15 protein-coding genes are annotated in these 20,325 nt (G+C 71.2%); 7 read left to right on the forward strand and 8 right to left on the reverse strand.

The window, feature by feature from the left end; all coding sequences use genetic code 11:
* Nucleotides 1-189 precede the first annotated feature (189 nt).
* Complete coding sequence (locus ABD347_RS13850) at nt 190-1,218, reverse strand: LacI family DNA-binding transcriptional regulator (protein ID WP_344360641.1); 1,029 nt, start codon at nt 1,216-1,218, stop codon at nt 190-192.
* Nucleotides 1,215-3,641: a glycoside hydrolase family 2 protein gene (locus tag ABD347_RS13855; protein WP_344360643.1), complete on the reverse strand. Its 2,427-nt coding sequence runs from the start codon at nt 3,639-3,641 to the stop codon at nt 1,215-1,217. Before ABD347_RS13855 ends, ABD347_RS13850 begins: the two co-directional genes overlap by 4 nt.
* Nucleotides 3,642-3,920: 279 nt before the next feature.
* On the opposite strand from ABD347_RS13855, the gene ABD347_RS13860 reads away from it, so the two are divergent.
* From ABD347_RS13860 to ABD347_RS13870, 3 genes are all read left to right on the forward strand, one after another.
* Entirely contained in the window at nt 3,921-5,240 is a 1,320-nt protein-coding gene (locus ABD347_RS13860; RefSeq protein ID WP_344360645.1) for an ABC transporter substrate-binding protein, read from the forward strand.
* A gap of 79 nt (nt 5,241-5,319) precedes the next feature.
* Nucleotides 5,320-6,321, forward strand: a complete 1,002-nt coding sequence (locus ABD347_RS13865) for a carbohydrate ABC transporter permease (RefSeq protein WP_344360648.1) — start codon at nt 5,320-5,322, stop codon at nt 6,319-6,321.
* Nucleotides 6,318-7,235, forward strand: a complete 918-nt coding sequence (locus ABD347_RS13870) for a carbohydrate ABC transporter permease (RefSeq protein WP_344360651.1) — start codon at nt 6,318-6,320, stop codon at nt 7,233-7,235. Before ABD347_RS13865 ends, ABD347_RS13870 begins: the two co-directional genes overlap by 4 nt.
* Before the next feature lie 52 nt (nt 7,236-7,287).
* Here ABD347_RS13870 and ABD347_RS13875 read toward each other — a convergent pair whose 3' ends face one another.
* Complete coding sequence (locus ABD347_RS13875) at nt 7,288-8,307, reverse strand: LacI family DNA-binding transcriptional regulator (protein WP_344360653.1); 1,020 nt, start codon at nt 8,305-8,307, stop codon at nt 7,288-7,290.
* 296 nt (nt 8,308-8,603) lie between these two features.
* On the opposite strand from ABD347_RS13875, the gene ABD347_RS13880 reads away from it, so the two are divergent.
* Both ABD347_RS13880 and ABD347_RS13885 read left to right on the forward strand, forming a co-directional pair.
* Nucleotides 8,604-8,975 (forward strand): CU044_2847 family protein, encoded by a 372-nt coding sequence (locus tag ABD347_RS13880; RefSeq protein ID WP_344360656.1) that lies wholly within the window; start codon nt 8,604-8,606, stop codon nt 8,973-8,975.
* Nucleotides 8,976-9,010: 35 nt separating this feature from the next.
* Nucleotides 9,011-13,303 carry an nSTAND1 domain-containing NTPase gene (locus tag ABD347_RS13885; RefSeq protein ID WP_344360659.1) on the forward strand — a complete coding sequence of 1,431 codons (4,293 nt, stop codon included), beginning with the start codon at nt 9,011-9,013 and terminating at the stop codon, nt 13,301-13,303.
* A gap of 198 nt (nt 13,304-13,501) precedes the next feature.
* Here the strand turns inward: ABD347_RS13885 and ABD347_RS13890 are convergent, their stop codons facing one another.
* The 5 genes from ABD347_RS13890 to ABD347_RS13910 all read right to left on the reverse strand — a co-directional run bounded on the left by ABD347_RS13890 (nt 13,502) and on the right by ABD347_RS13910 (nt 18,595).
* A complete protein-coding gene (locus ABD347_RS13890) occupies nt 13,502-14,920 on the reverse strand; it encodes an amidase (protein WP_344360662.1) in 1,419 nt (472 codons plus the stop codon).
* 320 nt (nt 14,921-15,240) lie between these two features.
* Nucleotides 15,241-16,293 (reverse strand): SPFH domain-containing protein, encoded by a 1,053-nt coding sequence (locus tag ABD347_RS13895; protein ID WP_344360663.1) that lies wholly within the window; start codon nt 16,291-16,293, stop codon nt 15,241-15,243.
* Nucleotides 16,294-16,296: 3 nt separating this feature from the next.
* Nucleotides 16,297-16,728: an NfeD family protein gene (locus ABD347_RS13900; protein ID WP_344360664.1), complete on the reverse strand. Its 432-nt coding sequence runs from the start codon at nt 16,726-16,728 to the stop codon at nt 16,297-16,299.
* Between the two features lie 196 nt (nt 16,729-16,924).
* A complete protein-coding gene (locus ABD347_RS13905; protein WP_344360666.1) occupies nt 16,925-17,440 on the reverse strand; it encodes a MarR family winged helix-turn-helix transcriptional regulator in 516 nt (171 codons plus the stop codon).
* A gap of 96 nt (nt 17,441-17,536) precedes the next feature.
* A complete protein-coding gene (locus ABD347_RS13910; protein WP_344360669.1) occupies nt 17,537-18,595 on the reverse strand; it encodes a PP2C family protein-serine/threonine phosphatase in 1,059 nt (352 codons plus the stop codon).
* Between the two features lie 230 nt (nt 18,596-18,825).
* Between ABD347_RS13910 and ABD347_RS13915 the strand changes: the two genes are divergently transcribed.
* The gene (locus ABD347_RS13915) at nt 18,826-19,308 is read left to right on the forward strand and encodes a nitroreductase family deazaflavin-dependent oxidoreductase (protein ID WP_425575652.1); all 483 of its coding nucleotides are present in this window, start codon (nt 18,826-18,828) and stop codon (nt 19,306-19,308) included.
* Between the two features lie 148 nt (nt 19,309-19,456).
* Nucleotides 19,457-20,158: a DUF4142 domain-containing protein gene (locus tag ABD347_RS13920; RefSeq protein ID WP_344360672.1), complete on the forward strand. Its 702-nt coding sequence runs from the start codon at nt 19,457-19,459 to the stop codon at nt 20,156-20,158.
* The last annotated feature ends 167 nt before the right edge of the window (nt 20,159-20,325 follow it).

Here is a 20,325-nt window from a genome sequence, read left to right on the forward strand (position 1 = left end):
CACCGCACGAAGAACCGGAGGCAGGACGTGCACCGGCGAGCAGGGTGCCCCCTCCGCGAGCAGGGTGCCCCCTCCGCGGGCGGGGCGGCCCCCCACCGGGAGGGGCGGCTCCTCGGCCGGAGGGGCCGTTCCTCGACGGACAGGGCCGTGCCTCCGGGTGACGAGGCACGGCCCCGGGCGGTGAGCCCGCTACCGCCGGGGCGGCCCGGTGGACCCCCGTGGCGTCAGCGACGGCGTCGGTACCCGCAGCGACTCACCACACGAACCGTCGATCACCCCGAACAGGGCGCGGGCGACCTCCCCGCCGAACTGGTGGACGTCGTGGCTCATCGCCGACAGCGGCGGATGGGTCAGCCGGCACAACTGGGAGTCGTCCCAGGCGAGCAGCGATACGTCGTCGGGCACGGTCAGCCCCATCTCGGCGGCCACCGCCGCGCCCGCGACGGCCATGATGTCGTTGTCGTACACGATCGCCGTAGGCCGGTCCGGTGTCAGCAGCAGGCCATGGGTCGCCCGGGCGCCCTCCTCCCCGGCGAAGCCGGTGGCCACCTGCCGGCGGCCGCCCAGGCCGAGTTCGGCCATCGCCGCTTCGAACGCCGCCCTGCGGATGCCGCTGTGCCCGAGTCCGGCCGGACCTCCCACCCGGGCGATACGCCGGTGCCCCAGCGCCGCCAGGTAGCGCACCGCCTCGGCCACGGCCGTCGCGTCGTCCGTCCACACGGAAGGGAAACCACCCGTCAGCGACGGGTGGCCCACCGCGACCGCGGGCAGGCGGATGGCCCTCAGCGCGGGCACGCGGGGATCGTCGTCGTGGAAGTCGACGAGGATCGCGCCACCGATCATCTTGCCGCGCCACCACCCCTCGTACAGCGTGATCTCCTCGCGCAGATCACGTACCAGGCGGAGCAGGAGGGAGCAGGAGCGCTCCGCCAGGACGCTTTCGATGCCGGAGATGAACTCCATGTAGAAGGGCTCCAGGCCGAGCAGCCTCGCCGGACGGCAGATCGCCAGACCCACGATGTCCACCCGCCGGCTGGACAGGCTGCGCGCGGTCTGGTGCGGGGACCACCCGAGCTCGGAAGCGACCTCGAAGATCCGCCGCCGGGTGGCCTGGGAGACCCCTGGCCGGTTGTTGAACGCCATGGAGACGGCGCCCTTGGAGACGCCCGCCCGTGCGGCGACGTCGTTGATGGTGACGCGTGGGGAAGCCTGGTTCACGCCGGGTCCGCGCTGAACAGCGCGGCGCGGACCGCCGCGACCCGCACGTCGCCGCAGCCGGTCACCCGGATACGGGCTTCCTCACCCGGGAGCAGGGTCCGCAGCCCGCTGTCCGCGACCGCCTGGGGCGCGAGCCGGTCGGCCTGCAACAGGAGGTCTCTGACCAGGGTGCGCGCCGTGACCACGACATCGACGGCGCCGGTCCGCCCGGGCACGGGCTCCGTGCGGACGTCGTACCGCGCCCGTGGGTAGGCGAACTCCTTGTCCGGTACCGGGAAGTGGACCGCGCGCAGGCCGTCCGCGTCGGCGACCAGGAACTCCTTGGGCGACCCCGGCGTGGGGCGGAGCTCCGGCGGGAGTGCCGTCCGGGCCACCGACCGCGGCTCGGCCGCCACCTCGACGACGGCCTCCCGGACCACTCCGCCGTCCGCGTCGAGCAGCCGCAGGGTCACGGCGGTACGCCAGGGGTCGGCGGACTGGTTGTCGACGGCGAGCTCCGGGCCGTCATCCTCGCTCCTGCCCGGCAGGAGGGTCAGCAGACGGTCGGCGTACACCCGGCGCAGCTCGTGGTGGAGCGGCTTGAGGCGGCCGTCACCGTCGACGGCGGCCCACGAGCTGACCGGCCAGCAGTCGTTGAGCTGCCAGACGACCGTGCCCGCGCACAGCGGCCAGTGCGCCCGCCAGTGCTCGATGCCCGACCCGACGGCGCGGGCCTGGACGACCTGGGCCAGGTAGTGCCAGCGGTCGAAGTCGCCCTCGGGGAGATCGAAGTGGCGTGCGATGCCCCGGTTCAGCTTCCCGTTGCCGTCCTCGGCCTTCTGGTGGTGCAGCATTCCCGGCGAGTCGGGGGCGAGGTCCTCTCCGGGCAGGGCACGTCGGAGTGTCGCCAGGGCGGGCGGCGCCTGCCAGCCGAACTCCGCCACGAACCGGGGCACACTCGACCGGTACTCGGCGTAGTCCTGCCGGTTCCACACCTCCCAGGAGTGGTGGGTGCCGTGCCGGGTGTCGTTGGGGTGGTGGTCCCAGGAGCCCGACCAGGGGCTGCCCGCCGTGTAGGGGCGGGTGGGGTCGAGTTCGGCGACGATCCGCGGGAGGAGCCCGAGGTAGTAGCCCTCGCCCCAGGAGTCACCCGCGAGGGCGGGCTCCCAGTCCCAGTCCCGGAAGCCCCACAGGTTCTCGTTGTTGCCGTTCCACAGCACCAGGCTCGGGTGCGGCATGAGACGGACAACGTTGTCGCGCGCCTCCGCCTCGATCTCTCCCCGCAGCGGCTGCTCCTCCGGATAGGCGGCGCAGGCGAAGAGGAAGTCCTGCCAGACCATCAGGCCGAGTTCGTCGCAGGCGTCGTAGAAGGCGTCGTCCTCGTAGATGCCGCCGCCCCACACCCGTACCAGGTCGACGTTCGCCTCCACCGCCTGGGCCAGCCGCGCCCGGTACCGCTCCGGGGTGACGCGGGAGGGCAGGACGTCGTCCGGGATCCAGTTGACGCCGCGGGCGAAGATCCGCACACCGTTGACGACGAAGGTGAATCCGGTGCCGTGCGCGTCGGCCGACCGGTCGATCCCGACGGTCCGGAACCCGATCCGCCGTCGCCAGGCGTCGAGCGCGGCCCCGCCGTCGAGCAGCGTCACGTCGAGGCCGTACAGCGGCTGGTCGCCGTGGCCGCGCGGCCACCACAGCCGGGGTTCGCCGACCTTCAGGCGCAGCACGGCCTCCTCGCCGGTGAACGAGACCTCGGCCGTGGCTCCCGCCCCGGCCCCGGGGCCCCGCACGGTGGCGCGGGCGGTGAGCGGCCGCCCGGAGCCGCGCTCCGAGCGCCGCACCTCGAGCCGTACCTCCACATGGCCCGTCCCGCCTTCGACCGTGACCAGGGGGCGGACCCGGTCGATCCGCGCCGTCGACCAGTGCTCGAGCCGCACGGGGCGCCACATACCGGCGGTCACGACGGTCGGTCCCCAGTCCCATCCGAAACCGCAGGCCATCTTGCGGATGTACTGGAATGGCTCGGGGTAGACGTTCGGCCGCTCGCCGGTCAGGGCGCGGACGGCGGCGGCCTCCTCGTACGCGGAGGTGAAGCGCACCTCCAGGGCTCCGGTGCGGCCCGTGACGTCGAAGCGGTAGCCGCGGTGCATGTTGCGGGTCTTCCCCAGGGCTTCGCCGGCGAGGGTGATCGTGGCGGCCGTGTCCAGGCCGTCGAAGACGAGGTCGGTCCGCTCGTGCGCGCTGTCGTGGACCAGGTCCGTGACGTACGACCAGGTGCGCCCGCCGACCCACGCGACTTCGGTCTCGTTCCGCCCGAGGTACGGATCCGGTATGACCCCGGCGGCCAGCAGGTCGGTGTGAACGCAGCCGGGAACGCGTGCCGGGAGCAGCGTTTCGTCGTGGCGCAGACTCCAGCCGTCGATCAGCTGGGTGACGTCCTTCATGGTGTGCGGCTCCAATCGCCTGGCGGGTGGGGTGCGTGTGCGACGCGGGCCAACCTAACCGGCGCATTCCCCGGTGTCCATGAACCGGTAAAGCTCGATTCCGTTACGCCCTGCACGTGAAAAGCGCCCGGACACAACCCACTTGGGGTCCGGAACGAAGATGCCGGTAACGATTGGGCATCGCGCCGAAAACTACTACTTTACCGGTTCACTTCCGGCTGACATAGTGCCGACATCCCACCCGTAGACCTGAGCCGTAACCCTGAAGGAGTTGGGCACATGGGGAAGACCAAAACGCTCACGGGCGCGCTTCTCACTGTCACGATGCTGACCGTGGCGGGGTGCGGCGGTGGAGGCGGCACCCCCGGCGAGACGGCGGCCGCGCCCACCGACCCCGGCGGCGTGTCGGGCGAGATCAAGGTCCTCACACACCGCACCGACCTCGTCCAGAACGGCGCGATGAAGCGCTACACGGCGGAGTTCAACAAGATCTACCCACGGGTGAAGGTGACCTTCGAAGGCATCACCGATTACGAGGGGGAGGTCAAGATCCGCATGAACACCAAGGCGTACGGCGACGTGCTGATGATTCCCGCGGTGGTCGCCAAGAACGACTACCCGAAGTTCTTCGCCCCCCTCGGGACCAAAGCGGAGCTGTCGCGCCTGTACCGCTTCAGCGACAAGACCGAGGTCGGCGGCAAGGTCTACGGCATCGCCCAGTTCGGCACCGCCAATGGCTTCGTCCACAACAAGGCACTGTGGAAGAAGGCCGGCGTCACGCAGTGGCCGAAGACGCCCCAGGAGTTCACCGCCGCCCTGGAGACGGTCGCGGACAAGACGGGGGCCGTGCCCTACTACACGAACTTCAAGGACGGCTGGCCTCTCGTGCAGTGGAGTTCCAACATCGGGTCGGTGACCTGTGACGCGAAGGCCACCGACAAGCTGTCGGGCCCCGTCTCGCCCTGGAAGGCGGGCGGCGAACTCCACACGATCGATGCGCTGCTGCACGACATCGTGAAGCGGGGACTGTCGGAGAAGGACCCGTCCACCACCAACTGGGAGACCTCCAAGAATCTTCTCGGCAAGGGGAAGATCGGCGCGATGATGCTGGGCTCCTGGGCGATCACGCAGATGCGGGAGGCGGCACAGGAGGCCGGCGGTTCCCCGGACGACATCGGTTTCCTGCCCTTCCCCGCCCAGCGGGACGGGAAGTTCTGCGCCACGCTCGTCTCCGACTACCAGCAGGCGGTCAGCATTCACTCCGGGAACAAGCCGGCGGCCCGCGCCTGGATCGACTGGTTCACGGGGAAGTCCGGCTACCCGGCGACGGAGGGAGCGGTTCCGGCACTGAAGTCGGCACCCATGCCGGCCACGCTCAAGGAATTCGTTGACAACGATGTCACCTTCGTTGAGCGGTCCGAGGCGGAGACGGGCACGGTGAACGCGATCGACAACGCCGCCGAGCTGGGTCTCAACAAGCCCGACTACCGGCAGAAGCTGATCGACATCGCGCGTGGAGCCCAGCAGGGCACCCTCCAGGACTACTTCGACGACCTGGACAAGAGGTGGAACGAGGCTGCCAGGACCGCCGGCTCCTGACCCGGCGGCCACGGGCCCCGGCGGCGTACGACCCCGTCGGGCCCACGTCCTCCCGCTCCCGCGGACACGAAAGGCCGACATGACCGAGACGACCGACACCGCACCCCGGGCCACCCCGGCCGGCCCGCAGCGTCCGGCCCGAAGGGTCCGCCGGACGGGGCGCGGGGCGAAGCAGCACCCCGGTGGCCGGACACCACGGGGGCGTTCCTGGCGCCACTCCCCCCTCCGGCGGATCACACCGTGGCTGTTCCTGGCGGCGCCGCTCACGCTGCTGATCACGTTCACCTACGTCCCGGTGGTGAGCATGGTCTCCTACAGCTTCACCGACTGGGACGGCGTCAGCCCCGACCGGAACCCCACCGGCGTCGACAACTACGTACAGATCCTCACCCGTCCCGAACTCTTCCGGGTCTTCTTCGTCAGCGGCTATTACCTGGCCGCGTCCATCTTCCAGATAGCCGTCGCCCTGTACTTCGCGACGGTCCTCAGTTTCAACCTCCGGTTCCGCGACTTCTTCAAGGGCATCCTCTTCTTCCCCTACCTCATCAACGGTGTCGCCATCGGCTTCGTCTTCCTCTACTTCTTCCAGGACGGCGGCACACTCGACTCGGTGCTCTCCTGGCTCGGCGTGCGGAGCGACCACGCCTGGCTCGGTGACCCCACCTCGGCCAACGTCTCGCTCGCCGGCGTCTCCGTCTGGCGCTTCACCGGGCTGAACTTCGTGCTCTTCCTCGGCGCGATCCAGTCCATCCCGGGCGAGCTCCACGAAGCGGCCGAGCTGGACGGCGCCGGGAAGTGGCAGCGGTTCCGGCACATCATCGCCCCGAGCATCAAACCGGTGCTCAGCCTCAGCGTCATCCTGGCGATCTCGGGCTCCCTGTCGGTGTTCGAGATCCCCTACATCATGACCGGCGGGGCGACCGGGACGTCGACCTTCGTGATCCAGACGGTCAAGCTCGCCTTCCAGTTCAACAAGACCGGCCTGGCCTCGGCCGCCGCCGTGGTGCTGCTCGCGATCATCCTCCTGGTCACCTGGATCCAGCGCCGCCTCGTGCCCGACGACAAGGTGGACCTCGTATGACCCCCGACCTGACCGCCGCTTCAGCCGGTTCCTCCGCCGCGGCCGCCCCCGCCGCACCGGCCGGTTCCTCCGCCCCGCGCTCCGCCCGGCGCCGCTTCCCCGTCGGGACCGCCCTGACCTACCTGTCGCTGCTGATCGCCACACTGGTGGTCCTGCTGCCCCTGGCCGTCGTCTTCCTGACGTCCCTCAAGACGTCCCAGGAGGTCTCCGACGGCAGCGCGCTCTCGCTGCCCGGCAACTGGCTCAACGTGGGCAACTACGTCACCGCCTTCACCGACGGCCACATGCTGACCGCCTTCGGCAACACCGCGTTCATCCTGTTCTTCTCGATCGGCGGCACCGTGCTCATCGGCTCGATGACGGCGTACGCGATCGACCGGTTCGAGTTCCGCGCCAAGAAACTCGTCATGGCCCTGTTCCTGGTCGCGACGCTCGTACCGGGCGTGACCACGCAGGTCGCGACCTTCCAGCTGATCAACGGCTTCGAGCTGGTCGACACCCGCTGGGCGCCCATCCTGCTCTACATGGGGACGGACATCGTCTCCGTCTACATCTTCCTGCAGTTCATCCGGGGCATTCCCGCGTCGCTGGACGAGGCGGCCCGGCTCGACGGCGCCAACGCCTTCACCATCTACCGGAAGATCATCCTTCCCCTGCTCAAGCCGGCCGTCGCGACCGTGGTGATCATCAAGGGGATCACCACCTACAACGACTTCTACATCCCGTTCCTGTACCTGCACTCGGAGGACCTCGGCACCATCTCCACCGCCCTGTTCCGCTTCAAGGGACCTTTCGGAGCGCACTGGGAGGCCATCTCGGCGGGCGCGATCCTCGTGATCCTCCCCACCCTGGTCGTGTTCCTGCTGCTCCAGCGATGGATCTACAACGGGTTCGCACGGGGCGCCACCAAGTAGGGGGCGCCCGGGGGCGTTTCCGTGGAGGGCGACCGCCCCGGCCGTGGCCGGTTCAGGGAGTACGCGGTGGGGAGGTGCTGCCCCGCGGCACGAGGCGGGCGTAGCCCTCGCGCACATCGGTGACCCGGTCGCCCGCGACGAGTGCGAGCAGCGCCTCGGCCGCGTGGGCCCCGTAGGCGGGGATGTCGCGGGACACGGCGGAGAGTGCGGGGCGGACGACCTGGGTGAGGGGCGACTCGTCCCAGGCCACGATGGAGAGGTCGCCGGGGACGTCGAGACGCAGCTCCTGGGCCACCGAGAGGGCCGCCACCGCCATGATGTCGTTGTCGAAGACCATCGCGGTGGGGCGGTCGGGCCCGATGAGCAGGCGGCGTGCCGCCCGAGCCCCTTCGTCGCCCGTGTAGTCGGTGTGGACGACGGCCGGCCGTGGCAGGCCCGCCTCGCGGCAGGCGTCGAGCATCACGGCGTCGCGCTCGGCGGTGTGGGCCAGCTCGGCGGGGCCGGCCACCCGGGCGACGCGCCGATGGCCGAGCGTGGCCAGGTAACGCACGATCTCCCGCACGCTCTCGCCGTCGTCGGACCACACCGAGGGCAGGGAGCCGGAGGTCTCCGGCGGTCCGACGACCACGGCCGGCAGCCCCATCTCCTCGACGGCGCGTACGCGCGTGTCCGACGAGTGCAGGTCCACCAGGAAGACCCCGTCCACCCGGCCTTCGCCCCACCAGCGCCGGTGGACCGCGCTCTCCTGCTGATGGGTCTCGACCATCTGCAGCATCAGCGCGTACGACCGCCCGGAGAGGACGCTCTCGATGCCGCTGACGAACTCCATGAAGAACTGCTCGACGCCCAGCGTGCGGGCCGGCCTGCGCACGACCAGCCCGACCGCCCGGGCCCGTGCCCCGCCGAGCACCCTGGCGGCGTTGTTGGGGCGCCACCCGAGCTCTTCCGCGATGGCCTTGATGGACGCCCTGGTCTCCTCGGACACTCCGGGCTGGTCGTTGAGGGCGTAGGACACGGCGACCTTGGAGACGCCCGCGCGACGCGCGATGTCCGCCATCGTCGGACGCTTCACGCGCCACCCCCTGAGCCTGAGCAGGACCTTCGTGTCGCACAAGACTCTACCGGCCGTCGCACGGCCGGGCTCCGGGGCGCCCGGCACCACCGGACCGGGGGTCCGGGCCCGCACCGGAGGAGGAGCGCCGGTGGCGTGAACGGTCCGGCAGCGGGGGTCACCGCGCGCCATCCCGGCCAGGCCGGGCCCGGCACGGGCCTGCGGAACCGGTCGTTTCGCCACTCCGGCTCCGGCAACTGCCCTGTCCCCGAGGTGACTTCGTTATGATCGCCAGCCCCCGGCTGTTGGAGGACGCCATGAGTGAACGCCTTGTCCACGTCGAAGTGCCCCTGGGCGACGGCAGCGACGAAACGATCCGTGTCCAGATACGGGAGCAGGAGGAGGATCTCGTCCGGGTGGGCCGGGGGGAGCGGTCCGTCGTACGGGCCGAGCGGACCTTCGGCCAGATGCTGGACACCGTACGGCCGGTGGCCGAGAGCTTCGTCAACCGGTTCAGCGGGCTGGCGAACGCGCCGGACGAGATCACGCTGGAGTTCGGCGTGTCCCTGTCCGCCCAGGCGGACGTCGTCATCGCCAGTACCGCGACGGCGGCGAATTTCACCGTCAGTTTGACCTGGAACAGGAGTGACGCACGCGACGCGGCTGGCGATAATCCGCAGGGAACGTGACCGGACGGGCTCACCACGGAACGCGGAGGTCGCCGGTGACGGGGGCGGAACGGCACAGCGCGGACGAGATCCTGGCCTCGACGGTCGCGCGGATCGCGGGACGGAACGGCGAGGTCGCCGGTGCGGGCGCACTCATCGCTCCCGACCTGGTGCTGACCTGCGCGCATGTGGTGTCGGACGCCCTGGGCCGGCCACGGCACGAGACGGTGCCGGCCGGGACCGAGGTCACGGTCGAGTTCCCCCTGGCCGACCGCCCGGACGGCCACGCCGGGCCGCCGAGCCGGACCGGGGAGGTCGAGCACTGGGTCCCCACCAGGGCGGACCGTACCGGTGACATGGCCGTGCTGCGGCTGCGGGACGCCGTACCCGGTGTCCACCCCCTGCCCATGGCCGATCCCGAGAGCGTCTGGGAACACGGGGCGCGGGCCGTGGGCTTCACCGGTGGCGAACCGGGCGAGATCTGGTTCCGGGGGAAGCTGGCCGGGAGCACGAGCGAGGGCTGGGTGCAGCTGTCCCGCGCCGACGGGCAGACCGCGCACATCAGGAGGGGTTTCAGCGGCAGCCCCGTCTGGGACAACGAGATCGGGGCGGCCGTCGGCCTGGTGGTGGCTGCCCAGCCCGAGCGGGAGGGCCAGCAGGCGTTCGTCCTGCGCACCAGGACCATACTGAGGGAGCTGGACCAGCTCGCCCCGGTCATCCTCCCGGCCGGTCCCTTCCGGGGACTGGCCACCTTCCGGGAGGACGACGCGGACGTCTTCTTCGGCCGGGACGCCGATGCCGACGAGGTGGTCCGCGTCCTGCACGGCGACGACCGGACCGTCACCCTGTACGGTCCTTCGGGTTCGGGCAAGTCGTCGCTGGCACTGGCCGGAGTGGTACCCCGGATGCGACGGGCGGGGTACGACGTCCTGGTGGTGAACGCCGGGCAGGTGTCCTCCCCGCGCTCCGCGCTCGCCACCGAACTGTACGAAGCCGTCCGGACGGGGCGGTACGGGCTGCCGCCGCGGGTGGACGACGCCGACACCATCGAGAGGTGGCTCGCGGCGAAGGACCTCACGGACACGTTCCACCGCGTCCGCGGTTCGGCCTCCGCCAGGCTCCTCGTCGTCCTCGACCAGGCCGAAGCGCTCCTGGACCGCACCGACGCCGAGGTCGCACAAGCCGTCGACCTGCTCTTCCCCGAGCGTCCTGCGGCCGGCCTGCGGGTGCTGGCCACCCTCCGGGCCGACTTCGTCGACGCGGTCCTGCGCCACCCCCGGCTCGGTCCCGCGCTACACGGCGGAGCGACCCTCCCGCTGACCCCCATGTCCCGGGAACAACTCCGCCAGGTGGTCCTCAGGCCGCTGGAGCGCGTCCCGGCAGTGGCGTACGACACCGGCCTCGACCGGCGCATCCTGGACGACGCGGGCGGCGAGGCCGGGGTCCTGCCGCTCCTGGGGTTCGTCCTGGAGCAGCTGTGGGAACAGCGGGCCGGCGGGCGGCTGCGGGCGACGGCGTACGAAGAGATGGGCGGCGTCGCCGGAGCGCTGGAACTCCACGCCGAACGAGCCTGGCAGGAGTGCGTCGGCGGACGGAAGGCCGTGGAAGCCGAGGCACTGCGGTTGCTCACCGGCCTCGTCCGGGTGCTTCCCGGCAGCGAGACCCCGCTGCGCCGCCGTCTCACCCGTGACGAGGCCGGCGAGACCCGGTGGAGGATCGCCCAGTCGTTCGCCGGGCGGCGTCTGCTCGTCCTGCGCGGAGGCGAGAAGGAGCCCGAGACCGCCGAACTGGCCCACGAGGCACTCATCACCGCCTGGCCCGCACTCCGGCGGCAGGTGACGGCCGACGGCACGTTCCTGGCCGGCCGGGCGGAACTGGGTCACGACCGCGAGCGCTGGGAACGCGGCGGCAGGTCCCCCGACCTTCTTCCCGGTCCGTCCCAGCTCGCGGCGGTGGAGCGGTGGTCGGCCGACCGGGAAGAGGAACTGACGGAGGACGAGCGGGCCTTCCTCGCCCTCGCGCGACAGCGGCACCGCGCGCGCCGGAACCGGCTGCGGGCCGCGTGGACGGCGGTGGCACTGGTGTTCGCGCTGATCGCGGGGCTCGGTACCTTCCTCGTCCAGCAGTCCGAGGTCAACCAGCAGCGGGAGGCGGAGTCGGGGTCACGGTCGCTGGCCATCCTCTCCGAGGAGATGGCGGCCACGGACCCGGGGCAGGCGGCGCTGGCCGCCGTGGCGGCGTACGACATCGCGCCGACCCAGGAGGCCCGCAGTGCCCTGATGCGCGGGTACGACCGGTTCAAGGACGCCCAGTGGGTGCTGACCGGCGCCGAGGGGGAGATCGAAGCGGTCGCGATGAGCGCGGACGGCGGCGTGACCCTGGTGACGACCGAGAAGGGTAGCGCGACGCTCTTCGTCCGCACCGGCGGCAAGGTCCGGCGCGTGCCACTGCGGCTGCCGGCGGCGGCCACCGCCCCGATGGTCAGCGAGGACGGCCGGCGGATCGCCTACCTGGCGGACGGCTCGCTCTCCTGGCGCGACGTGCGCCGTGGAGCGACGGACGTGAAGGGCCTGCTGGGCGGGGCCGAGACGATCCGCGGGGCGACCCTCGCCCCTCCCTCGTCCATGTTCAGCGGCCCGGTCGGCATCGCGTCCCTCTCGCCCGACGGCAGCCGGGTGGCCGCGGTCCACGTGGCCGGGAAGGACGACCGGCGGTTGTGGCTGTGGGACCTGGAGAAGCGTGAGCGGCGGGAGGTGCCCGTGGCCGGGCCTGACGTCGAGAGGGTGTGGTTCGGCCCGGACGGGAACACGGTCGTGGCCCAGCGGCCCGGACGGACTCCTGAGGAGGCCTCGATGGTGGCGGTCGACACCCGCACGGGGCGGACGCGCACACTGGCGGACCGGGCGCACACGGAGTCGCGGGTCGCGCACCTGGGGTTGTCGGCCGACGGGGCCGCGCTCGCCGTCTGCGCACGGGGAGCCACGGCGAGCGAGTCGGTCTACCGCCTCATCCGGGTGGCGGACGGTCGCGAGCTGCACCGCTACGAGGCCAAAGCGGGCTGCAACGACATAGCGATCAGCGCGACGGGTGAGCAGTACGCGGTGTCCGAGCTGGGTGGCTGGCACCTGGTCGACAGCCGGCCCGGTCAGAAGGTGAAGCCCTTCTTCGGGCCCAGAACCACGCTCATCTCCGACCTGCCCCTCATCGGAGATCCGCGCTCGCCGACGATGGTCACCTGGGACGAGACATCGGTGACCGGTCACCGGATCGAGGTCGACTACCTCACGGTCGACAGTGCTCCGGTGCTGCTCGACGGCGGCGACCGCATGCTGGCCCACCTGGGCAGTCGCGGCGAGCGGCTGGTCGTCTTCGACTCCAGCGAGAGCCCGCGCGATCCGACCGGCAGGCTGAGGGTTCTCGCATCCGCGAAGAGGGACATGGCGACGGCTCCGGAGGAGTCCCGTAACCTCGTCGTCAACCGCGCCGAGACACTCGTGGCCGACCTCGTCGGCCACGACAGGGTCGCCATCCGGGAACTCCCCTCCCTGCGCCTGGTCGCGGAGGTCACCACGGTCATGCCGCCCGTCGACGGGTCGGGGGAACCGGAGGATACGGTGGAGTTCACCTTCCTCGCCGACGACGAGCTCGTGACGGTCTCCGGCACCCGTATCGAGCGCTGGAACGCCCGCAAGGGCGAGCGCCTGTCGGAGCCTCTGGACGTGAACGACCTCCGGCTCACCAGGAAGAGTCCCCCGCCCTTCTTCCTGAGCAGGCACCCAGAACCGGGTCACGTGCAGATCATGATCAAGGGCGACCCGACGCTCTACGCCGTCGACTTGCGCACGGGCCGTGAGAACCGGGAGCTCCGTCTGCGCTTCGGTGCGGACATCGTCAACGCCACACTCGACAACGGCCAACGGTACGCGGTGACGAAGACGAAGGGCGAGATGCTCGAGCTGTGGAAGCTGCCGCGCCGTCCCGGGAAGGGCGAACCGGAGCGTATCGTCGGCCCGATAGGGCCGTTGAAGTCGCACGGCCTGTACCAGGCGGGTTTCGTCGGAGACAGCTCCGACTTCTACTTGGCCAACGGGGCGTCCGTGCGCTTCCTGCGGTTGACGGACCTGAGCCGCAGCGAGTTTTACGACTTCGACGAGGAACACACCTTCTTGGGCGTGGCCAGGGGCGGGAAGGTGCTGCTCCGGTTGGGGCGCATGAGCAACACGAACATCTTCCGTCTCGACCCCGCGCTCTGGAAGAGGCACGTGTGCGAGGTCGTGGGCCGCGACCTCGACGAGAGCGAGCGCCGGGGCATGTACCAGGGCCTGCCGCCCCGGATCTGCCCCGCCTGAACCCGCCCGCCCGTGGCGGCGGGAGTGGGCCCACTCGCGCTGGGCGCTGTCCCGGGCGGAGCCGCCCTCGCCGATGGGCGTCTCACCGGCCCCCGCCGTGCCGTGCGGCCACGACCACGGCCCGGTCGTGGTCGTGGCCAGTGGTCGTGGCCGCGGTCGCGGTCGCGGGAGGTACGGGGAGAGAGGAGGGCCGAGACGTCACACGTCCTGGATGCGCCGGAAGGGCCGGTCCGCTTCCAGGGCGAACGCGACCTCCAGGAGCGTCCGTTCGCTGCCGGGCCGGCCGGAGAACATGACCCCGACAGGCAGCCCGTCCCCCGTCGTGGTGGTGGTGGTGGGCACCGAGATCGACGGGGTGCCCACGACGTTGTTGAGTGGTGTGAACGCGACGTAGGCGAGAATCCGCTCGATCAGTCGCGGATACGGGACGGCCGGGCTGAGGTGACCGATCGGTGGCGTGGTGTGGGCGAGCACGGGGGAAAGGACGAGGTCGAGTCCGCGGAACGCCGCCGCGTACGCCTCCCTCGTACGCTTCAGCCTGCGCAGCACGCCGGGGGTGTGCCGCCATTTCTTCAGGTACTCCTCGCGCAGCCCCTGGCTGAGGCCGTCCATGCGGCGCCGGTCGAAGTTCGCGCCCAGGGTCCGGCCCGTGGCGCCGATGAGGAACGACAACAGCCCCCAGTAGGTGAGGAAGTCGTCGGTGAAGCGGGGGTCGAGGGCGAGCTCCACCGGTTCCACGGCGTGGCCGAGCCGTTCGAGTGTCGCCACCGTGTCCGTGACGGCCGCCCGGGTGGTGGTGTCGGCGGGGACGCCGTTCGGCGAGTCCAGCAGGAACCCGATGCGCAACCGCCGTTCCGAAGGGCCTTCGACCAGGCCCAGTGGCGGCAGCTTCGGGTTGCGCCAGTACGTCTCGGCGGCGGCGAGAAACGCGGCGGTGTCCCGCACCGAGCGGCTCACGACGCCGTCGGAGACGATGTCCAGCGGCAGTTGGCGGCTCTGCGCGTTCGCCAGGACCCTGCCACGGGTCGGCTTGAGGCCGACGAGTCCGCAGCACGCGGCGGGGATCCGGATCGATCCACCGCCGTCGTTGGCGTGCGCGACCGGCACCGCCCCGGCAGCGACGAGCGCCGCGCTGCCGCCCGACGAACCGCCCGCCGAGTAGCCCGTGTTCCACGGGTTGCGGACCGGCTCGGCGCCCTCGTACTCGGTGGTGGGGCTGAAGCCGAACTCGGGCAGCCGGGTCTTGCCCAGCACCGTGACGCCGCTGCTCAGGAACTGCCGGGCGAACGGGGCGTGCCGCCGCGCGTCCCTGGGGGTGAAGGCCGTGCTGCCGTGGCCGGTGGGCAGGCCCAGGTAGTCGGTGTTGTCCTTGAGGAAGGCCGGCACTCCGGCGAAGGCGCCGTCCGACCCGGTGGCGTGCGCCGGAGCGTCGAGGTGCACCTGGACCGCGTTGAGCCGCGCCTCGACCGCCCGTACCCGCTCGGCCGCGTCCCGGGCGGCCTCGACGGCGCCCACCTCGCGCCGCCGGATCGCCTCGGCGAGACCGACGGCGTCGTGCTCCCCCAGGGCGTCGTCCCGGAAGGCGTGCACCGTGGTCCGTTCCTCGAAAGTCGTCACCGCTACCTCAGCCCCGGCCGTGTGGATGGTTGCCCGCCATCATTCCTTACCAGTGAGTAACAGGCGAGGGGCGCGCGGCGACTCGTTGGCACGGCGTTCCCTGCGCCGCACCGTGGCGACGGCACGGGTACTGGCTTCCGGACCGGAAGTGGTGCGTCGCCGTGGCGATGTGGGCGTCAGGCGGTGCGGCGTGGCCTCTCACCGGCCGGCGGCCGCCGCCCGGGGGCGGGGCCATCGTGCGCGGGGGTTCGCCGGTGCCTCGGGTGTGCGGCGGTGCCCCCACAGCGGGGAGCCGCCGGACACAAGGCGGTGACGGGCGGTTACTCCGGGTCCGGTGCTCCCTGACGGCCGTCGGAGAGAGGGCGTGGTCCGGTGTCGGCCTCGGCCGCGTCGGCGAGGGCCTCGGCCGCGGCTTCCGCGGCCTGCGCGGCGTCGGTGGCCGCCTGGGCGGTCGCTTTGTCCTCCGCGGGCGTCTCGCGTGTGGCCGGTGACTGGGGCAGCACCTCGCTGAAGGCGCGCGACACCCCCTGCAGCGCGGACGTGACCTCGCTGGGGATCACCCAGAAGGTGCTGCCCTGCCCCTGGGCGAGCTGGGGCAGCATCTGCATGTACTGGTAGGCGAGCAGCTTCGGGTCCGGATCGTTCCGGTGCACGGCCTGGAACACCTCGTCGATGGCCTGGGACTGGCCCTCGGCCTTGAGGATCGCGGCGGTGCGGTTGCCCTCCGCCCGCAGCACGGCGGACTGCTTGTCGCCCTCGGCGGTGAGGATCTGCGACTGCCGCTGCCCCTCCGCCCCGAGAATCGCCGCCCGCTTGTCGCGCTCGGCACGCATCTGCTTCTCCATCGCGTCCTTGATGGACTGCGGAGGGTCGATGGCCTTGATCTCCACCCGGTTGACTCTCAGCCCCCATTTGCCGGTGGCGTCGTCCAGTACGCCGCGGAGTTGGTTGTTGATGGTGTCGCGCGACGTGAGGGTCTTCTCCAGGTCCATGGATCCGACGACGTTGCGCAGAGTGGTGACGGTGAGCTGTTCGACACCCTGCAGGAAGTCGGCGATCTCGTACGCGGCCGCCCGTGGGTCGGTGACCTGGAAGTACAGGACGGTGTCGATCTCGACGACGAGGTTGTCCTCGGTGATGACCGGCTGCGGCCTGAAGGAGACGACCTGTTCCCGCAAGTCGATCACCGGGTAGACCCGGTCGATGTAGGGAATGACGAGGTTCAGACCTGGTCTCAGCGTGCGGCGGTAGCGGCCGAGCCGTTCGACATTGCGGGCGCGCGCCTGAGGCACGATGCGTACCGCCCGCATCACGGTGAAGACGGCGATAACGGCGACGATCACGCCTGCCACGAGCAGCGCCGAGACTTCCATGACTCACTCCCGGGGGTAGACGAGCGCGGTGGCTCCGCTGATCTCTATGACGTCGACGGTCGTGCCGGGAGGGATGACGAGCGTCTCGTCGTAGGGCCGAGCCGTCCATTCCTCCCCGTCGATGCGGACCCGGCCGCCCAGCCCGGACACCTCCGAGACCACATAGGCGGCCCTGCCGACGAGCGCCTCCACGCCGAACCGTTCACCCTGGGGCCGGCGCAGGTGGCGCACCGCGATGGGGCGCACGAAGAGCAGACTCACCGTGGCGACGACGGTGAACACCAGGAACTGCGGAAGGAGGGGACCGCCGAACGCCGCGAACCCCGACGTGACCAGCGCGGCCACACCCAGCATTCCGAGCGCGGCGGTGAGGGTGAAGATCTCGGCCACGGCAAGCGCCCCTGCGGCGATCAACCAGATCAGCCATGGATCCATTGCGCCCTCCTGGCCGTGACGACTCCGCGAAGCCACCCGTAAAGGGTGAATTCACCCTTTAAAGGCGTTTTACCCTTTTTTCGGGTCGCGACTCCTTCCGTCCCCGGGCGGGAGGAGGCCCCGGGTCGCGCGGGCATGCCGACGGATCGCGCCCGCCGGTGGAACGGCGGGCGCGGAGTGCAAGGGCAGGACGCGGTCAGGCGTTGCCGTCGGACCAGCCGAGCGGATACGGGTCGGTCCCCGTCTCCACGACGGCCGGTTCTCCGCCCGCTTCGTTGAACGCGGTGAGCGCCGACACGAGAGCGGTTCGCTGAGCGGGCCGGAGACGGGCCACCACTGCGGCGATCTCCTGTCGCCGCTCGGCGGTGACGTGGTCGACCACTTCACCGCCCGCGGCGGTGAGTTGCAGGATGGTCTCACGCCGGTTGCGGGGATTGACGCGGCGGTCGACGAGCCCGGCGGTGACGAGCCGGTCCACCATGCGCATGGCCGTCGAGGGATTGACGCCCAGCCGTTCGGCGAGGCTCACCAGCTTGGCGGGACCCTGGCTGGACAGGACGACCAGCAGCCGGAACTGCGGCAGGGTGACGCTCTCCTCCACGGAGGCGAGGGACCGCGCCGAGATGGCCACGAGCAACCGGGACGCCGTCAAGACGGCGCCCGTCACCGCGTCCACATCCCTTGTCGCCGGAGGCTGCTGTTCAGGGGCCATGCACCCTTTCTACCGTGCGCGGTCCCGGGCATGGTTGCCGGCCGTGCCGGGTACGACCGTGCCGCGTGCGCAGGCCGTGCCGTGTGCGGCCGGGGCTCATGGGCCGGGCCGGCGCAGCAGGAGCATGACGGCGTCGTCGTGGAGGGGGCTGCCGGTGTAGCGCATGAGGTCGGCCCGCAGCATTGTCAGAGTGACCTTCGGGTCCGGGTGCAGCAGCGAGGCGCATCGCTCGGCCAGGGGGTAGAAGCGGCGATCGGCTCCTCGGGCCTCGGTCACGCCGTCGCTGTACAGAAGGAGCTGGTCCCCCGGCGCGAGCGAGGTGCTGTGGGCCGCGGGCCGTTCGGGGCCGGGCAGCCCGAGGCCCAGGGGCGGTGCGTGAGTGGGCGGGTCCAGGCTGGTGACGGATCCGCCGGAGTCCACCATGAGCGGGGAAGGATGACCGTAGTTGACCATGGTGACACGGTGGTCCGGTCCCACCTCGGCCACGACGGCCGTCACGAACTTCTCGCCACGCAACTCCCGGTCGGCCGCTCTCTCCAGCCGCTCGCACACGCTTCCCAGGTCCGGCTCCAGGTGGGCCGCCTCCCGGAAGGCGCCCAGCAGCAGAGCCGCGGTTCCCACCGCCTCCAGGCCCTTGCCCTGGACGTCCCCGACGATCACGCGTACGCCTGCCGGGGAGTCGACGACTTCGTAGAGATCACCGCCGACACGTGCCTCCGCGAGCGCCGACGTGTACGAGACGGCTACGTCCAGGCCCCCGGCGCTGTGCGGGGCGGGTCGCAGCAGCACCCGCTGCACGACCTCGGCGATCGACCGGATCCGGGCCAGCTCGTTCTCACGCCGCTGCCTCAGCACCGCCGCCCACAGGCTCGCCACCGTGACCCCCGCGACCGAGGCGAGCGCGGTCAGCCCTCGACGGTCGGCGAAGAGCCCGTCGTACAGGCCGAGTCCCGCGCAGAGCAGCAGGGCGAGCACGCCGATCAGGGCGGTTCTGCGCCATCCGCCCACCAGTCCGGCGAAGGCGGGCCCGAGAGCCACCAGCGGCAGAAAGCCCACGGACGGCCCGGCCACCACGTCGATCACCGCCACGACCACCATGACGGCATGCGGCAACGCGTACAGCACACGGGCGTTACGGGGGATCGGCTCGGGCAAGGAAGGAATCCCCGGCGGTCAAGCGGTGATGGCGGGCGGCGGCCGTCCGGCACCGCTCCGTGACCGGCCACGAGCTTTAGCCTATGCAAAAATTTGGCTGGTGAAGCATGATGGCGCGATCCTGTTACCGAACCGCAGCCGGTGCGTCCGGCCCGTCCGTAGGTACTTCCATGACTTCATCGCCCGACCCGTCCGATCGGCCGCGGCGGCCCCACGGCTGGAAGCGCCACGTGTCGCGGCTTCCCGTCGCCATGTTCCGTATCGGGCTCGGTCCGCTGTTCGCGGGGCGGCTGCTGCTGCTCATCCACACCGGCCGTACGACCGGCCGTACCCGTAAGACGGTGCTGGAAGTCGTCGACCGGGAGCCGGGACAGCCCGCCTGGACCATCGCCTCGGGCTTCGGCGCGCAGGCGGACTGGTACCGCAATCTCGAGCACCAGCCGAAGGCGACGATTCAGCTCGGCAGGCGCTACCACCCGGTCACCGCGCGCTTCCTGACGCCGGAGGAGGGGGCCGGCGTCATGGTCCGGTACGCCAGGGCCCACCCCCTCCTGGCGAGGCGGCTCTCCACCGCGATGGGATTCCCCACCGACGGTTCCCCGGAGAGCTACCGGCGTGTGGGACGAGAGCTGCCGTTCGTCCGCCTGGAGAGGCAGTTGCCTCCTGCCGACGCCGAGGCACGACCCTCCGCACGCCGTCCGAAGCGGAGTTGAACACCACGGCGCCCGGTCACCGCGCCCTTAACGCCACGCCCTGAACGCCACGGCGCTCTTCCACGTACCTCCCTGCGCGTGCCGTGCCAGCCGCACGACGAGTTCCCGACGACATGTCCGTTGAACCCTGCCGACTCGGGAGGCACCCATGCGTCCAACACGACGCGCCGTACGGCCCATCACCCCGCTCCGCGCGGCTGTCCTGATCTCCGTGGTGTGCGCCGCCATCGCGGTCCTGGCCCTGGCCGTGCGGGCGGGAACCGACCAGGCCTCGGCCGGCCAGCCCGCCGTCGCCGCACAGCACGGCAGCGCCCATCTCGCGGGCTCGGACTCCGCCGGGTCCGCCGCGCGGGACCGCCCGGCAGAACCGCAGCCGGTGACGGAGGTCGACAGCGTCTTCCTGGTGAAGGTGCGCCAGGCCGGGCTGTGGGAGATCCCGGCCGGACGGCTCGCCCAGACGCACGCCGCCAGCGAAGCCGTCAAGCGGGCCGGACTGCACCTGCTGGACGGTCACAGCAAGCTCGACCAGCTCGTCCGTGAGGACGCCGCGATCCTCGGCGTCACCCTGCCCGACGAGGCGACCGAGGAGCAGCAAGGGTTCGTACGCCGGCTGGAGAACGCCCGGGGCGCCGAGTTCGACCGCCTCTTCGCCAATCTGCTGCGCGCCTCGCACGGCAAGATCTTCGCCACCATCGCCGAAGTCCGGGCGGCCACGCAGAACGACCTCATACGCCGCCACGCCCGCCAGGCCAACCAGACCGTCATGGACCACATGGAAGTCCTGGAAGACACGGGTCTGGTCGACAGGGAGACGTTCCGGGAGGTCGAGGAGGCGGTAAGGCCGTCGTAGCGGGATGACGCGGCGACATTGTCGCGGCCATGGCAGGCGGATCGGACCCCTGGCGCTGTTCTTTGCACTGTGCAATGCTCGGGGGTGAGGAGGGCCCGGTGCATGAGCCGGGCCTGCCACCCGGGAGCTCGGCATACAGGCACGGTGACGCAGCTCGAACGGCACGC

Source organism: Streptomyces gobitricini, assembly GCF_039532985.1.
GTDB classification, from domain to species: Bacteria; Actinomycetota; Actinomycetes; order Streptomycetales; family Streptomycetaceae; genus Streptomyces; species Streptomyces gobitricini.

Excerpts from the sequence above, each read along its gene's own strand:
- ABD347_RS13865 (WP_344360648.1), top strand. The coding sequence starts at position 5,320 with ATGACCGAGACGACCGACACCGCACCCCGGGCCACCCCGGCCGGCCCG.
- ABD347_RS13920 (WP_344360672.1), top strand. The coding sequence starts at position 19,457 with ATGCGTCCAACACGACGCGCCGTACGGCCCATCACCCCGCTCCGCGCG.
- ABD347_RS13880 (WP_344360656.1), top strand. The coding sequence starts at position 8,604 with ATGAGTGAACGCCTTGTCCACGTCGAAGTGCCCCTGGGCGACGGCAGC.
- ABD347_RS13870 (WP_344360651.1), top strand. The coding sequence starts at position 6,318 with ATGACCCCCGACCTGACCGCCGCTTCAGCCGGTTCCTCCGCCGCGGCC.
- ABD347_RS13900 (WP_344360664.1), bottom strand. The coding sequence starts at position 16,728 with ATGGATCCATGGCTGATCTGGTTGATCGCCGCAGGGGCGCTTGCCGTG.
- ABD347_RS13860 (WP_344360645.1), top strand. The coding sequence starts at position 3,921 with ATGGGGAAGACCAAAACGCTCACGGGCGCGCTTCTCACTGTCACGATG.
- ABD347_RS13855 (WP_344360643.1), bottom strand. The coding sequence starts at position 3,641 with ATGAAGGACGTCACCCAGCTGATCGACGGCTGGAGTCTGCGCCACGAC.
- ABD347_RS13895 (WP_344360663.1), bottom strand. The coding sequence starts at position 16,293 with ATGGAAGTCTCGGCGCTGCTCGTGGCAGGCGTGATCGTCGCCGTTATC.
- ABD347_RS13905 (WP_344360666.1), bottom strand. The coding sequence starts at position 17,440 with ATGGCCCCTGAACAGCAGCCTCCGGCGACAAGGGATGTGGACGCGGTG.